The following is a 15722-nucleotide window of genomic DNA, read 5'->3' as shown; positions in this document are numbered from 1 at the left end:
TGATTCGATCTCGACGCTGAGGAGCGAAACCTATGACCCTCATCAACACGTCCGCTGAGACGCACGCAGGTGGCAGCCTCCTGGACGGTCCTGCACTCTGGCCGGCGCAGGCGCACACGCCGTCTGTTCTCGGACGCCAGCTTGTGATCGACCGCGGCGAGGGTTCGTACGTCTACACCATCGATGGACGCCGGCTCTTCGACGGCACCGCAGGGCTCTGGCACGCCAACGTGGGTCATTCGCACCCGGAGCTCGCCGAGGCGGCATTCGAGCAGATGAAACGGCTCGAGACGTACCACATCTTCGGGCGCTTCACCAACGACAAGGCGCTCGAGCTCGGCGAGCGGCTGGCCGAAATCGCTCCCATCGACCGTGCGAAGGTCATTCTCAATTCGGGTGGTTCGGACGCGATCGATGTCGCGTGCAAGCTCAGCCGCCGGCACTGGCAGCGAGAGGGACGGACCTCCAAGAAGGTCATCCTGAGCCGGGAATTCGCGTACCACGGTCTGCACGCGTTCGGGACGAGCATCGCCGGTCTGCAGTTCAACCGCGATGGGTACGGCACTGAGTCGCTCGTACCGGAGACTGCGCGCGTTCCGCTCCACGACGCCGATGCACTGGCACGCGCCATTGCAGAGATCGGGGCCGACAACATCGCGGCCATCGTCACCGAGCCTGTGCAGGGTACGGGCGGCGTGAACCCGCCCGCCCCCGGTTACCTGGAGGCGGTGCAGCGACTCGCCCGCGACAACGACATCCTGCTCATCCTCGATGAGGTGATCACGGGGTTCGGCCGCACGGGCACGATGTTCGCGGCCGAGCGTTACGGCGTCATACCCGACCTCGTGACGTTCGCGAAGGGCGTCACCTCCGGCTACGCCCCGCTCGGTGGCGTCCTTGTGAGTCCTCGCATCTGGGAGCCCTTCTACGTCGACTCTCCCGACACGCCGATCTTCCGCCACGGGGCGACCTACGCGGGACACACGACGGCGGCTGCCGTTGCGCTGCGCCACCTGGACATCCTCGATCGCGATCATCTCGTGCCCCGCGTCGCGGAGCTGGAGCTCGTACTCCGCGAGGAATTGGACCTGCTCGCCAAGCGCCAGTCCGCTGTGGCCGACGTCCGTGTCGCCGGCCTCATGGGCGGAGTCTCACTGGCAGACCACCTGTCCGCTGAACGAGTCGCCGACGAGCTGATCGAGCTCGGATTCATCTCCAGGCCGCTGCGGGGGAACACCCTTCAGATCAGCCCCCCCTTCATCATCAGCGACGCCGAGCTGGTGTCGTACATCGCCGCGATCGGCCAGGCAATCACCAACGAGGAGAACCGATGACCGACATCACGATCGAGGACGCCCTCGTCGCCGCTGATCCGCGCGGCGCGCGGATCGCGGACGGCGTCATCCGTTCGCTCGACCTCCCTGCCGCCGGGATCCCGGTCGCGGACCCCGCCACCGCCGAGACGATCGGGTACATCCCGGACGTGGATGTCCCCGGCGCATTGCAAGCTGTTCGTGCGGCTGACGCCGCCGGAGCAGCGTGGGCGAAGACGACGCCGCGGCATCGCGCCGACGTGCTGCACGCGTGGTGGCAGCTGCTGGTCGATCGCAGCGAACAGCTCGCCCACCTGATCACCCGCGAGATGGGCAAGCCGCTTGCTGAGGCACGCGGCGAAGTCAAGTACGGGACCGACTTCGTCCGCTGGTACGCGGAGGAGGCGGTGCGGCCGTCCGGAAACTTCCGGGAGGCCCCGGATGGCGGTGCGGACATCATCACGCGACGCTCCCCGGTGGGACTCGCAGTGTTGATCACTCCCTGGAACTTCCCCCTCGCGATGGCAACTCGGAAGATCGCCCCGGCCCTCGCGGCAGGTTGCGCAGTCGTCGTGAAGCCCGCCACCTTGACGCCGCTGACGACGCTGTTCGCCGTGGATCTTGCGCGCCGCGCCGGGGTGCCGGAGGACCTTGTGCAGGTCATCACCACGTCGAACTCGTCAGCTTTCTCGAGCGCCGTGCTTCGTGACGAGCGCGTGCGGAAGGTGTCTTTCACCGGGTCGACGCCCGTCGGGAAGCAGCTCATGCAGCTTGCATCCGAGAACGTGCTTCGCTCGTCCATGGAGCTGGGCGGCAACGCACCCCTCATCGTCTTCGACGACGCGGACCTTGAACGAGCCGTCGCGGGTACCTTTGCGGCGAAGCTGCGAAATGGCGGCCAGTCCTGCATCGCGGCGAACCGGATCTACGTCCAGGACGGAATCGCAGACGACTTCGTGGACGCGCTGACAGAGCGTCTCGCCGGCGCTCCCGTCGGCAACGGATTCGGAGATGGCGCCGTCGTTGGACCGCTGATCGACGACCGTGCCGTCGCACAGATGGCGGCGTTCACCGACGAAGCTGTCGCGCAGGGAGCGACTCTCCGTACCGGAGGTTTCCGGTACGAGGGGGTGGGGAACTTCTTCGCACCCACTGTCATCGACCACACGCCCGAGACCTCACGGGTCGCTACCAGCGAGATCTTCGGACCGATCGCCGCCATCCAGCGGTTCCGCACTCAGCAAGAGGCCGTCGAACGCGCCAATGCGACGGAGTTCGGGCTGGCCGGGTACGTGTTCACCGAGAGCCTGGACCGAGCACTCAACGTCGCCGAGCTGCTGCAGACCGGGGTCACAGGCATCAATCAGGGTGTGCCCTCGAATGCGGCGGCTCCGTTCGGTGGTGTCAAACAGTCCGGACTCGGGCGCGAAGGCAGCGCCGAAGGACTCGACGAGTACCAAAACATCCGCTTTTACAACGTGTCGCGCCGCGTGACCAGCTGACGTCGCGCGCCATCAACCCAGAAAGAGACAAGACTCATGCGCATCTCCGTTGTCACAGAGATCAAGCCGCAAGAAGCCCGGGTCGGGCTGACGCCCGCCGGCGCTGCAGACCTCGTCCGTCGCGGCCACGAGGTCACGGTCGAGGCCGGTGCGGGCGTCAACGCCGGCTACTCCGATCAGCAGTACGTGGCAGCGGGAGCCAAGATCGCCTCGCAGGCGGACGCCTGGGCGAGCGCCGAGCTGCTCGTCAAGGTCAAGGAGCCGATCGCTGCGGAGTACCAGTTCCTCCGTCCCGACCTCACTCTGTTCACCTACTTGCATCTCGCCGCGGACCGCCCCCTCACCGAGGCACTCCTGAACGCCGGCACGCTCGGGATCGCCTACGAAACGGTCCAGGACGAAACCGGGCTGCCGCTGCTCACCCCTATGAGTGAGGTCGCCGGCCGGCTCGCAGCCCATGCCGCAGCCACCCATCTCACTCGGATCGGCGGCGGACCGGGCATTCTGCTCGGCGGCTCGCCGGGTGTGGCTCCGGCACGCGTGCTCATCATCGGCGGCGGTGTCGTCGGAACACAGGCCGCCCTCCTCACCTGCGGCCTGCAGGCCGAAGTCACCATCCTCGACATGTCCCCGCGACGTGTGCGCGAGCTCGGTGTTCAATTCGCAGGCCGAGCGCGGGTTCTCATGTCAGACATCGCCACCCTCGAGGCGGAACTGGCCCACGCCGATGTCGTGATCGGCGCCGTCCTGGTACCGGGTCGTGCCGCTCCCAAGGTGGTCACACGTGATCAGCTCAAGATCCTCAAGCCGGGCGCATTGCTGATCGACGTCGCGATCGACCAGGGTGGCGCCTTCGAAACCTCGAAGGCCACGACCTACGAATCGCCGATCTTCGAGGTCGACGGCATCCGCCACTACTGCGTCGCCAACATGCCCGGAGGGGTGCCGCAGACCTCGACGCGGGCGCTCACCAACGCGACGCTGCCCTTCATCCGCCAGCTGGCCGATCATGGCGTAGAGGACGCGCTCGACGGAAGCTCGTCGCTGACTCTCGGCGTCAACACACGAGGCGGCCACATCGCCCACCCAGGCGTCGCCGACGCTTTTCCTGACCTGCCCAGCTTCGTCTCCGACGCGGCGCTCGTCTGACCGTCGACGAGCAGGACACGTCCGTCCACCCCACACCGCACACCGCGTGGCTGAATCAACTGAACGAAGGAGTTCTCTATGCCGCAAGACGAACGCGCCGCCCTATCGCGACGCTCTGACTACGACCGGCCGGTGTCGCCGGAGACCTCGGCCGGCATCCGCAGCCAAGCACCTGCCGGCGCGAAGAAGCTGCGTAGCCGCCACGTCACGATGATCACCCTCGGAGGCATCATCGGTGCGAGCCTCTTCGTGGGTTCGGGGAACATCATTCACGCCGCGGGCCCGGCCGCGACCGTGTCATACGCGATCGGCGGGCTCCTCGTTTTCCTCGCAATGCGCATGCTCGGCGAAATGGCCGCGGCACGACCTGCCGTGGGGTCATTCATGGAATACGCCCGGGTGGGGCTTGGCAACTGGGCCGCGTACATCGTGGGTTGGCTCTACTGGTACTTCTGGGTGGGTGTCATCGCCTACGAGTCCGTCGTGGGTGGAGGGATGATTCACGGATGGTTCCCCATGATTCCCGCCTGGGCGGGGTCACTGGCGCTCCTCGCGATCTTCGTCTGCTCGAACCTGATCTCCCTGCGCACGTTCGGCGAGACCGAGTTCTGGCTCGCAAGCATCAAGGTGATCGCAATCGTCGTGTTCCTTGGTGTTGGCGTCCTCTTCGCACTCGGACTGTGGCCGCACGCCACATTCTCAGTCCAGAACCTGTGGGTGAACGGCGGTTTCATGCCAAACGGGATCGGGATCGTCGTCTCGAGCGTGGCGCTCGTACTCTTCTCATACTTCGGAACCGAGATCGCCGTCATGGCCGCCGCGGAATCGGAGAATCCCGCAAAGGGCATCCGACAGGCAGCGAACACCGTCATCTGGCGCGTCATGCTCTTCTATGTCGGGGCCGTGCTGGTCATCGTCATGATCGTGCCGTGGAACCAACTGCCCACCCCTGACGTCATTGCGCCGTTCACCTACGTCTTCCAGAAGTTCGGTGTCCCCGGCGCTCAAGTGATCATGAGCCTCGTCATCTTCACCGCGGTGATCTCCGTCCTCAACTCGGGCACCTACTCTGCATCTCGAATGTTCGCAGCGCTCGCAGAGCAGCGGCTCGCACCCGGAGTCGTGGCGAAACGAAATAAGCGCGGGGTGCCCACGGTCGCGGTTATTGCCTCCACCGTCGGCGGAGTCATCGCGACCTTGGTGAACTTCCTTGCCCCGAGTTCGGGAATCTACGACTTCATCATGAACTCGACTGGCCTGGTCGCGCTCTTCGTCTACGTGTTCATCGCCGTCACGCAGTGGCGACTCCGATTGAAGATGAGTCCCGATGAGAGGGCAAACCTGAAGCTGAGGGTATGGCTGTTCCCTTGGCTCAACATTCTGCTTCTTGTTGGAGCCGTCGGAATCGTCGTGATCATGATGTTCAGCGACAGTGGAAGGACTCAGGTGTGGACCAGCTTGCTTGCTGCCGCTGCTCTGTTCCTCTTCTGGCCCATCGTTCGAAAGAGGCTCGCTCTCCAGCAGGAAAAGGAAGCGCTCGTGGTTTCCTCCTCCCTCGACGAGACGCATCAGTGACGTGCCGTCGTGCGGCCCGCGACGACCGGGCCGCACGACGGCGCGCCGACCGTCGATTGCCGGACCGCGGTCTCGCGTGCTCGCGGAGCGCAGGGCCGAATACGTCTCGGCCTGCAACGGTTGGTAAGGCTGGGCAGACCGCTTTGACTGCCGCCGAACCGGGCGTTCGCGAGCGGCCACAGTCGAACGACGTGCTGGCGCTCCTGCGTGACGGCGTCACAACGAATAAGGATGCCCTGCGCGCGGCGGCGTTTGTCGCCGATGTGCGGATGGAGCGCAGCGACGCCATTCGTGTCGAGTTGGAACACTACGAGGGCTCGGCGATAGTCGTCCTCGTGTCGTATACCCGGAAGCGGCTACGCCGGACACTAGAGCTGGGCGATATGCGAGTCCAGTCAGGCGACCTGGGTATCTGGGGCGGCCAACCCAAATAGAGCCGGGCGTTCTTAGGACGATCGGGACTCGTCGGTGAACAGACCAGGCTAAGGCGTTTGCGTGAGTGTTGGCAGGCTCGCCCAATCCTTGCCGGAACCCGACGCACTGACGGCGGCGTGTAGGCGCATGGCGACGTCGTCGAGGTCGTCGTCGAAGAGGTCGGCGTACAGATCGAGGGTCATTGCAGCCGAGGCGTGCCCAGGGTGGAGTGAATCCGATGCAGGAACGTGAGAGTGACACGGCACCTACGACTAATGAAAGCCGCGCGTCAATCACCATTCGGTTTCCTCGGGCGCTCGGATCGTGTCAAAGACGGGAGCCGAGGGAAGTCCAGAGACGCCGTAAATCCCGGGAAGGGGCAGGGAGTTGTACTGGAAGGGATTGCTCGCGTAATAGGCGCCCGTGTCGAGCACTGCGACGATGTCGCCTGGGTCTAAGGCGGGAAGAGGTCGGTCTCGAGCGAGCAAGTCTCCGGCGAAGCAGCAGGGACCAGCGACATCGTATGAGAACACCTCGGACGTGGGCTTTGGAGCACCCGCTGCATCGAAAGCTTGGACGCGCAACGGCCAAGCTTCAGGCATGAAGATGGTGCGGGTCGCCACTTGCGCACCTGCGTGCGTGATCGCGATTCTCCGGCCGCCGACCTCCTTGGTGTATTCGACATGAGCGGCAATGATTCCGTGCTTGGCCAGAATGCTTCGCCCGAATTCAGTGACAATGTCGTAATCACCGCTGAAGAGGCGTGGCGCCTGGTCCTTCAGCGCATCGACGTAGTCACCAAAGGCGGAGATGGGCGCGTCGGTGCCGAAGTCGACGGGGAGCCCACCCCCTATGTCGAGGGTGGTGATCTGCGCTCGCTTGGCACGTCTGTTGACCTCATCCGCGAAGCTCACAAGGTCCGAGATGCCGGACGCAATAAGGGAAAGGGGGCATCCTTGCGAGCCGACGTGGGCATGAGCGCGCGTGAGCCACGGGTGTTGCAAGTAAGCCTCGATCAGACGTTCGCGCGCGCCGTCGTCCCGCATCGGGACCCCGAACTTGGAGATCACGCCGGCGGTGCTCATAGCGGCAATGGATCCTGTGCCGACCTGAGGATTGACGCGAATACCAACTTCGGAGGCTGACGAGTCCTCACGTCGCAGCTCCGTGATCCTTGCCAGTTCCTGGAAGTTGTCGACGTTGATCGCTACCCCTAAACCGAGAGCGCGCTTGAGCTCCGATCGGGATTTGGCGGGCGAGTCGAACACAATGCGCGTCGGCGAGATGCCGGCCTCGATTGCTGCCTGTAGCTCACCATGGCTGGCTACTTCCGCACCCATACCCAGTTGCGCCAGCCGTCGAATGACTGGCACCAGCGAATTGGCTTTGACCGCAAACGCGTGCGACACCGAAAGGCTATTGGGAAAAGCGTCTATCAGCGCGGCGACGTTGGCCGAGACCCGATCCCAGTCAATGAACGACGCAATCGGCGCATCCTCAGGATGCAGCAGCCCTTCCTTAATCGCGCGCTGGAGCAGGATCGATCGCCGCTCGGGTTCGTACATCTCTGGCCCTTCCCGTTCCGTTCGCCGTCGAGTAGCGAACCTCGGATTGAACACTAGGGAGTTCCACGCGTGTCCGAATCCTCCCTCAGGGAGGAGAAATTGGGTGTAACGATGGCTCAGCGCCAGTCGGAAAGCAGCTCGCGCCGGCTCGACATTTCCAGCTTTCGCAAGATGTTGCGTACGTGGCTCTTCACTGTGGTGAGCTCGACGAACAGTGCCGCCGCGATCTCGGCGTTCGTCGCGTGCTGGAGGATGAGATCGAGGACTTCGCGCTCTCGAGGGGTGAGGTCGCTTCTATCGATCGGAAGCTCTTGGCTTCGAGGCTGCTCATCGACGAGCCGTACGCGGCGCCCAGCTCCCGTCGCCCGCACCGAATCTAAAAGCATTTCAAGTGATATTCCCTGGTGAATGATGCTGTCGGCTCCCGAAAGGAATGCAGCAGCCGTGTTTTGCGGAGAGGTAAAGGCGGTCCACACGATCACGAGAGGAGACACAGGGAGCGACTTCAGATCACGGCACAATTCAATGCCAGCGAACAGCCCTCCCAAACGCAAGGGCGTGATCACGAGAGTGGGCGCGGTCTCCGCGGCCGCGTGAAGCGCCTCGGCCGCAGTCGATGCCTCGCCAACCACCGCCAGGTCGGTTTGGGATGACAAAAGCGTGAACAATCCCAAGCGGGCCACTGGCCGATCTTCGACGATAAGCACGCGGAGGACGGGAGCCTCCTGAGCAAGTTCGCCATGCAGCTGCTCTGGACCGCGCTGCTTAGGGGAATCCATGGACTGAGCTCCTCTCATCATCCGTGGGCGCCGAACTGAACCCTACGGACTGGTTGGTACACGGCCGTCGGCCAACGCTCGCAACTGCATCCATACCGCTAACCGGGAGTCCGTCCGGTCAAGATCAACGCCGAACTGCTCGGCCACTCGCCGCAGCCTGTACCTTAGGGTGTTCGGATGAATCCGGAGTCTGAGGGCTGCCGCGCGTACATCTCCGACCTCGTCAAACCATGCGAGCAATGACCGGGCGAACTCGGTGCCCTGTTGGCGATCTTGCTCCAGCATGTGTACGAGTCTCGGGTCTTGCAGTCTCGGCTCTCCAGCCAGTTCGTCGGAAACACGCATAACCAGTACCGGTGTGTGGACATCGGAAAGCTCGGCGATCGAGGGCAGGCTCGCGTCCAATGTGGTGACCCTGAGGATGTCGTCGATCTCGCGGCGCATAGCGGGTAGTTCCGCGGGACTGGTCCCGACCTGGGCGACCGCGCTCCGGATCCGCTCACCGAAAGTGCCAGCGAGAGCACTCAATGCTCCCCGCGCGAGACGACTACCCGAGGTTGTGTCTGCCGAAGGCAAGAGAACGTACACCGTCTGTCCGATTGCAGCGACACCTACATCCGGGCGGAGAGTCACGATATAACGGCTCACTGCGCTGGCGAGATGAGCGGGCGAAACTGCAGAACCGGCACTGCCCGCGCGCGCCGCGAAACCGACAAGAGTCAGAGCGGCGGAGGTCGACACGTCGAGGCGCCGAGCGGTCTCAGGTTCACTCCACGTTCCGAGCAGCGCGCCCACGAGAGCGCTCTCCCGCATCTGCAGAGCAACTTCCTCGGCATCCCTGCGACGCAATACCTGAAGAGCCGCGAGTCTTGCGCCGTCCAGCAACGCGTGCTCCGCGTCGGGGCTAAGACCTTCTGGCGGTTCGATGGCCCAAATTGATCCCAGTGGAAGATCGCCAGCGCGCATAGCAACGGCCGCCCGCGGCAAGATCCCCAGTTCTGCCGGAAACCGCATCACTCCAGACGAGGTGATCAGTTGACGATAGCGCTCAAGGTTGTTCTCAATCTCGGGCACGCGGTGGCTCAGAATCCCCTCCCGGCGCAACCGATCAATAGGCTGCGTTGGCAGCGATGAGTATGCGAGCACTTTTCGGTCAAGGTCTTCTACGGAAACAGCACCGCCGACGACGGCAGCGACAGCATTTGTCAGAGCGAAGAGTTGGTCTCCCGCAGCTGTTGTGCCCACGCCGGCACCGCGCGAACCGAGCAGGGAGAGCAGCAGCGAGTCGAGATGCCGCCAAGGGACGTCATCTGCTGCGGTCAGGAGTGCGATGCCGCAATCGTTGGCGGCGGCGGTCAGGCTGTCCATGCTGGCCCCGTGAGATTTGACGGCGATCGCGGAATAGCCGCGTTTTGCGGCATGTCGCAAAAGCTCTGAAGCGTTGTCGTCCTCGGGGCGTAGCCCGGGTACGAGCAAGAACGCGTCTACTCCATCCGGCAACACATCGGCTGGATCATGCAGGACAGACCCTCTGACGGGCCTGGCCAAACTGGCGTGTCCGGCTACGACCGAGACCATCGAACTGCCAAGAGTTTCGGCAATGCCAGCAACACTGATATCCCCGTCGAGGGTTGTGTGATTGGCCAATCTCATGCGCCCATGTTAGTCCCGTAGGACCAAGACACGCCTCGCTGCCTTACCTAAGGTGAGACAAACCCACTCCCCGATCGAAAGCGAGAACCTCATGGTCACCAGACGCTTCACTGCCGCAGTGCTGGGTGTTGCCCTCACTGTCTGTGGGCTCACCGCATGTGCGGCCGAGCCGGCTTCATCCGCCAACTCATCCTCGGAGGCCCCGCTCGCCAAGCTCCTGCCGGAACGCTATGCCAGCGGAATCAATGTGGCGAGCGGCGTGTACGCACCGATGGAATATCACACCGCCAACGGGCAATTCACCGGCTTCGACTACGATCTCGGGCAAGCTCTCGGCGAACAACTGGGGACGAAGTTCACGTTCCAAACCCAGGACTTCACTACCATCATCCCATCGCTGCAATCGGGCAAGCACGACATCATCATGTTCGGCATGAATGACACGGCCATGCGTGAGAAGACGCTCGACTTCGTCGACTACTTTGACGCCGGCCTCGCCATCCTCGTCGCGAAAGGCAACCCTCAGGGGATCAAGGGCCTCACGGACCTGTGTGGAAAGACGGTTGCGGTTGCCAAGGGAACCACACAAGCGACCTTCATCGAGAGCCAGGCCTCGACGTGCAAGGCGGCGGGTTCCCCACCCATCAAGGCGCTCGAATTGCCCGCAGAGGGGGACGCTCTGCTGGCTGTCCGCTCCGGCCAGGCCGTCGCCGACGTGTTTGATGCGGCCCCGGCCGCATACAGCGCCGCTACTGCCGGCAACGGGAAGCAGTTCGACGTTGTAGTCGATCCAAAGAATCCCAAGGGGTTCGGTGCTGTCCCAACCGGGATCGGCGTGCTGAAAAAGAACAGCGACCTCACCAAGAGTCTCCAGGCCGCGCTTAGCGCCGTCATCAAGGACGGCACTTATGGCGAGTTGCTGAAGAAGTACAGCCTCACCTCGTATGGCGTTGAGTCGGCTCGGCTCAATGGAAGCAAATGATCGCGCCGGCTGGCACAGAGACCACAACAATCGCTGCTGGTGAAACCTCAAGTACGGATGATGTAGTCGCTCGGCCTCTACGGCATCCTGGCCGTTGGGTAGCTGCGGTTGTTGTGGTGGGACTTGCCCTCCTCGTGGTGACCTCCGTGTGGAGTAACCAAAACATCGATCATCCCGTCATAACGCAGTACTTGTTCGATCCCCGAATTCTGCAAGGCGTGGGCCTCACCATCGCCCTTACTGCAAGCGGGATGGTGGTTGCAACCGCGCTGGCGACGGTCCTGGCCGTCATGCGACTGTCGCCCAACCCCGTACTCAGGACCACCGCGTGGGTGTATGTGTGGTTTTTCCGCGGTACACCTTTGCTCGTTCAGATCGTTTTTTGGGGGTACCTGGGACTCCTTTGGACCCAAATTACCGTCGGAGTTCCACTCACACCTCTTCAGTTCTGGTCTGCGCCCACAAGTACGGTAATCACCCCATTCATCGCCGGCCTTCTGGCGATTGGCTTGAATGAAGCCGCCTACGCGTCCGAGATCGTTCGTGCCGGGCTGCTCTCTGTGGACCCGGGTCACGTGGAGGCCGCGTACTCGCTAGGGATGTCGCCGAGCTACACGCTTCGCCGGATCATCTTGCCCCAAGCGATGCGAGTGATCATTCCGCCAATGGGCAACGAGACGATCTCGATGCTCAAGAACACAGCACTGTTGGAGCTCATAGCTGTTCAAGAGCTATATACGCGAGCCACCGATATCTCGGCACAAAATCTGCGCCAAGTTGAACTACTCGTGGTGGTAAGCGCCTGGTACCTCTTCCTCACGTCGGTGCTGTCGGTGCCTCAGTACTACCTAGAGCGCCGATTTGGGCGCGGCGTCGGTCGTGCGCTTCCCCCCACCCCGCTGCAGCGTGTCCGCAACGGCATCAGACGAATGCGCCCATCAGTTGCAGAAGCAGCCCCCGATACCGACAGCATCGCAACCGTCACGAGACCGAGCCGGGAAATCAACGATGAATATTGACAATTCCGCCGCCCCACTAGTGGAAGCGCGATCGGTCCGGAAAAGCTTCGGATCCCATCAGGTGTTGAAGGGCATAACCCTATCGGTAACTCGCGGTGAGGTGCTTTGTCTTCTCGGGCCTTCCGGTTCAGGCAAATCCACATTCTTGCGCTGCATCAACCACCTCGAGCGCATCGACGGAGGATGCATCTACGTCGACGACGAACTCATCGGATACCGCGATCAGGGCCGCAGCCTTCGCGAGATGAAGCCGGCAGAAATCGCGGTCCAGCGGCGCCGAATTGGAATGGTCTTTCAGAGGTTCAACCTCTTCCCCCACCTCACGGCCCTCGAAAACATCACAGAGGCCCCTATTGGCGTCGCCCATACTCGCCGGTCCGACGCGCGCGCACAGGCGCGCGAGCTTCTGGACCGGGTTGGTCTGGCCGACAAGGAATCGGCATACCCCGCACAGCTATCAGGCGGGCAGCAGCAACGAATCGCTATCGCACGAGCACTCGCCATGTCTCCAAAGCTCATGCTGTTCGACGAGCCGACTTCGGCGCTTGACCCAGAGCTCGTCGGTGATGTTCTCGGCGTCATGCGCGACCTAGCTCGGGAAGGAATGACCATGATCGTGGTCACCCACGAGATCGGCTTCGCTCGAGAGGTCGCAGACCAGGTTGCCTTCATGGACAACGGTGTTGTCGTTGAATCTGGAGCGCCGAGCGAGGTCATCGCCAATCCCAAGCATCGACGGACCCGCGCTTTCTTGGAGAGCGTGCTGTGAGCGGTCGGCTCACATGCACGCGCTGGGGGAATGCTCACCTCGCCCCGCTCCCTGAGCGACGAGATCCACTCTTCCCCACAACAACGAAAGAAGGGCACCGTGGCTGACCACCGTCCTACTATCGCTATCACGCTCGGCAGTGACCTCCCTGAGCGGCCCCATGCTTACCGGTTGAATCGTGGATACGTAGAAGCATTGCTGCGTGCCGGAGCAGTTCCCATTGCTCTCGCGCCCGGCTTGGACACCGAATCCCTCCACGCAATCCTTAACGATGTCGACGGCGTGCTCTTACCAGGCGGCGTAGACCCACACCCCTCTTTGTTCGACGAGCCCATCCACCCGTCGACCACCATCGACGAGCCCCTCGATGCGCTCGAGATCGAGGTGATCGAGGAGGCCAGGAGGCGCGAACTGCCGATACTCGGAATATGCCGGGGTAGTCAGATTCTCAACGTCGCGCTTGGCGGTAGCCTCATCCAGGATCTCGAACCTGGAGTGGTAACGCACCGGCAGAGCGAACCACTCAACGTCGAATCCCACGAATTGCGGCTCGAGGCCGACTCGATATTGGCTGGTCTTTATGGATCCACCGATTTGAAGGTGAACAGTCTTCACCACCAGGCGATCGGTCGGATTGGAGAGTCCCTCCGGGTCGTGGGCCGATCCGAGGACAACATCGTAGAGGCTATAGAAAGCGATGATCCCCAACGTTGGATTGTCGGCGTCCAGTATCACCCCGAGGAGCTTCGCGCCCCCGGCCACGAACGGATCTTTGCAGCGCTGGTGGACGCAGCTAAGGCCAGGGCTGCACGTCGAGGCGGGCAGAACCCCTTATTGACGCCCAGGCCCCGCTCAGCGGCGCCTTAAAAGTGGGCGTCAGGGTTCAACCCCTCCGCCTCCGCCAATCGAAACCCCCGGAATCCCAGCGATTTCCGGGGGTTTTCATGCATTGGACGATGGACTTGCGCACATGGCAAAAACGACATGAGGAACTCACCCTTAAGCGGCGGCTCGCTGGCCGAGTCAGGGGTGAGCGGTGCAAAGTTGCGCACGAATACCCACACCGGGCAACAGCCCTCCGCTCCTCGCCGGTCTGGGCACCTTCAGGGCAGCAGCAGCCTCACCTTCTGACCCGTGACGCTGTTCGCCAGGGTCCAGGTTCCGTCGTTGCCGGGAGTCAGCGTCCACGTCTGAGCAGCGGACGGCGTCCCGTGGCCGTACGTCGCGTCAAGGCCATGGAGGTCTGCACCGAGCAGTTTCCCGTTCGCGGTGGAGACGACGCGATAGGTCGCGGTGCTCCCGATCTCCACGAACCGCCACTCTTGCGGTCGCTGTTCGGACCGCGGCTGGAAGACGACGCGATCACCGGCGATTCCCAGAGTGGTCGTCTCGTCCCCAGCGCTCCCGAGCAGCACGGAGCCGACCGGCTGGAAGCGGAACTGCTGGCTGACGGAGCCGGTCGGCGCATCGACCGCAATGTTGGTTCCCGGCGTCGACGCAGGTCCCTCGGCAGTCCACGACCGACCACCCGGTTGGATGGTCGAGATCGTGCTGTAACCGTCCGCAGCGTCGCTGAAGGACCAGCGCTGGCAGTCGTTGTTCGGGAGGAACCCCAGCCAGCCCCATTGGGCGACGTTGCCGCCGTCGACGTTGTTGCAGGCCGCGTTCTCTGCAACATCGTTGCTGAACCGGTTCTGGATGCGCGACCCGTTGTTTCTGTAGCTCAGCTGCCACTCCTGGCAGAGAGTACCCGAATCGGTTCCAAGGGCGACGTTCGCACCCTCGTAACCACATCCGACGTTCTCCACGACCGTGGCCGCACCGCGCGGCTGGATCTTCACGTACGCGTCGCCGTGACCGGCGGTACGGCTGGGGTTGATCGGCTCGCCCACCACCGGCCAGCCGGAAGCATCCCAGCTCAGTCGGCGCACGTTGAGTCGCGGCGTGCCCGAGTCCGTCGCGTCGTAGTAGTGGTTCACCACGTAGTCACGGCCATGCGCACCGAGCAGCAGGTCCGCGCCGCCGGCCCCGACGAACTCGTTGTAGCCGCGCATCACCTCTGTGCCGCCCTTGTCGTTCAGCATCGGTACGCCCGCCTCATCCACGTACGGTCCGGTGACGGACGTCGAGCGGGCGACGACCGTGCGGTAGTCGCTTTCGACGGACCTGCAGCAGTAGTCGAACGACAGGAACAGGTAGTAGTAGCCGCCGTGATACACGATCGAGGAGTTTTCCTCCGCGTCCGGAGCTGCCCGTTCCGAGATGTGGACCGCGACATCGCCGCTCGGGATCTTGCCCGTCGCGTCGATCCTGTGCAGGTAGATCCCCGAGAAGAAGGACCCGAAGGAGAGCCAGCTCTGCCCATCCGGCTCGGTCACGATGTTCGGGTCGAGGGCGTTGAAGGAGTCGCCCCCGGGGGCCCGATAGTCGGTGGACTTCAGTACCAGACCGCGGTCTTGCCAGCCGTAGCCGGGGCTTGCGGGGTCGAGGGTTTTCGTGGTCGCCAGACCGATGACGGACGTGTTCTTACCGAACTGGCTGACCGCGTAGTAGAGCCGCCACTCGCCGTGCGAGTAACTGAGGTCTGGAGCCCACAGGTCTTTCGGGGCGGCGGAGGGATCGATTCCCAGAGTGGGGACGATCCAGGACGGCAGCGTGGTGAAGACCGGGGCGAGCTCCTGCCAGTGCACGAGGTCGCGTGAACGCTTCAGCGGGAGGAAAGTATGTGGCACTCCGGCATCCCCGGTGATCGCCACGTAGTACCACCCGTTCTCCTCGACCATCGTCGGGTCGTGGGCGATCGGATCCGTCGGCCGGACCTCCGATCGCGACGGCGGCGTTGCGCTCGCCGCCGCGGGGAGCGAATTCGCCACCGCGCTGGTGAGCGTGGCGGCGATGATTGCCACCCACGCCCATCGTCGCACCATGCTGCTTCGTGTCACGGGCCGCCTCCTCGCGTCTGCTTCCCTCATCGGAAGTCGTAGTGCCTGTAACTCGGCACC

14 protein-coding genes are annotated in these 15722 nt (G+C 63.3%); 9 read left to right on the top strand and 5 right to left on the bottom strand.

Annotated features, from left to right (window positions below):
- Positions 1-32 precede the first annotated feature (32 nt).
- From ACPYOG_RS10725 to ACPYOG_RS10705, 5 genes are all read left to right on the top strand, one after another.
- On the top strand, positions 33-1334 hold the full coding sequence (locus ACPYOG_RS10725) for an aminotransferase family protein (RefSeq protein ID WP_481294216.1): 1302 nt from the start codon (positions 33-35) through the stop codon (positions 1332-1334).
- Positions 1331-2815 (top strand): NAD-dependent succinate-semialdehyde dehydrogenase, encoded by a 1485-nt coding sequence (locus tag ACPYOG_RS10720; RefSeq protein ID WP_481294215.1) that lies wholly within the window; start codon positions 1331-1333, stop codon positions 2813-2815. Before ACPYOG_RS10725 ends, ACPYOG_RS10720 begins: the two co-directional genes overlap by 4 nt.
- Before the next feature lie 36 nt (positions 2816-2851).
- Positions 2852-3964 carry an alanine dehydrogenase gene (ald, locus tag ACPYOG_RS10715; RefSeq protein WP_481294214.1) on the top strand — a complete coding sequence of 371 codons (1113 nt, stop codon included), beginning with the start codon at positions 2852-2854 and terminating at the stop codon, positions 3962-3964.
- A gap of 78 nt (positions 3965-4042) precedes the next feature.
- A complete protein-coding gene (locus ACPYOG_RS10710) occupies positions 4043-5539 on the top strand; it encodes an amino acid permease (protein ID WP_481294213.1) in 1497 nt (498 codons plus the stop codon).
- 143 nt (positions 5540-5682) lie between these two features.
- Positions 5683-5973 carry a hypothetical protein gene (locus ACPYOG_RS10705; protein ID WP_481294212.1) on the top strand — a complete coding sequence of 97 codons (291 nt, stop codon included), beginning with the start codon at positions 5683-5685 and terminating at the stop codon, positions 5971-5973.
- A 48-nt stretch (positions 5974-6021) separates the two neighbouring features.
- On the opposite strand, the gene ACPYOG_RS10700 is transcribed toward ACPYOG_RS10705, so the two are convergent.
- From ACPYOG_RS10700 to ACPYOG_RS10685, 4 genes are all read right to left on the bottom strand, one after another.
- On the bottom strand, positions 6022-6156 hold the full coding sequence (locus tag ACPYOG_RS10700; RefSeq protein ID WP_481294211.1) for a hypothetical protein: 135 nt from the start codon (positions 6154-6156) through the stop codon (positions 6022-6024).
- A gap of 90 nt (positions 6157-6246) precedes the next feature.
- Complete coding sequence (locus ACPYOG_RS10695) at positions 6247-7518, bottom strand: type III PLP-dependent enzyme domain-containing protein (RefSeq protein WP_481294210.1); 1272 nt, start codon at positions 7516-7518, stop codon at positions 6247-6249.
- A 116-nt stretch (positions 7519-7634) separates the two neighbouring features.
- Entirely contained in the window at positions 7635-8297 is a 663-nt protein-coding gene (locus ACPYOG_RS10690) for a LuxR C-terminal-related transcriptional regulator (RefSeq protein WP_481294209.1), read from the bottom strand.
- A 42-nt stretch (positions 8298-8339) separates the two neighbouring features.
- Positions 8340-9950, bottom strand: a complete 1611-nt coding sequence (locus ACPYOG_RS10685; protein ID WP_481294208.1) for a helix-turn-helix domain-containing protein — start codon at positions 9948-9950, stop codon at positions 8340-8342.
- A gap of 91 nt (positions 9951-10041) precedes the next feature.
- Between ACPYOG_RS10685 and ACPYOG_RS10680 the strand changes: the two genes are divergently transcribed.
- The 4 genes from ACPYOG_RS10680 to ACPYOG_RS10665 all read left to right on the top strand — a co-directional run bounded on the left by ACPYOG_RS10680 (position 10042) and on the right by ACPYOG_RS10665 (position 13587).
- Positions 10042-10932, top strand: coding sequence for an ABC transporter substrate-binding protein (locus tag ACPYOG_RS10680; RefSeq protein WP_481294207.1), 891 nt, complete (start codon positions 10042-10044; stop codon positions 10930-10932).
- 137 nt (positions 10933-11069) lie between these two features.
- Positions 11070-11951 (top strand): amino acid ABC transporter permease, encoded by an 882-nt coding sequence (locus tag ACPYOG_RS10675; protein ID WP_481294206.1) that lies wholly within the window; start codon positions 11070-11072, stop codon positions 11949-11951.
- Complete coding sequence (locus tag ACPYOG_RS10670) at positions 11941-12720, top strand: amino acid ABC transporter ATP-binding protein (protein WP_481294205.1); 780 nt, start codon at positions 11941-11943, stop codon at positions 12718-12720. Before ACPYOG_RS10675 ends, ACPYOG_RS10670 begins: the two co-directional genes overlap by 11 nt.
- 99 nt (positions 12721-12819) lie before the next feature.
- Positions 12820-13587, top strand: a complete 768-nt coding sequence (locus ACPYOG_RS10665) for a gamma-glutamyl-gamma-aminobutyrate hydrolase family protein (protein ID WP_481294204.1) — start codon at positions 12820-12822, stop codon at positions 13585-13587.
- Positions 13588-13823: 236 nt separating this feature from the next.
- Here ACPYOG_RS10665 and ACPYOG_RS10660 read toward each other — a convergent pair whose 3' ends face one another.
- Positions 13824-15662: a family 43 glycosylhydrolase gene (locus ACPYOG_RS10660; RefSeq protein WP_481294203.1), complete on the bottom strand. Its 1839-nt coding sequence runs from the start codon at positions 15660-15662 to the stop codon at positions 13824-13826.
- Positions 15663-15722 lie beyond the last annotated feature (60 nt).

Source organism: Leifsonia sp. HAY1-4F (assembly GCF_056755275.1).
This window is presented reverse-complemented; position numbering and strand designations above follow the sequence as displayed.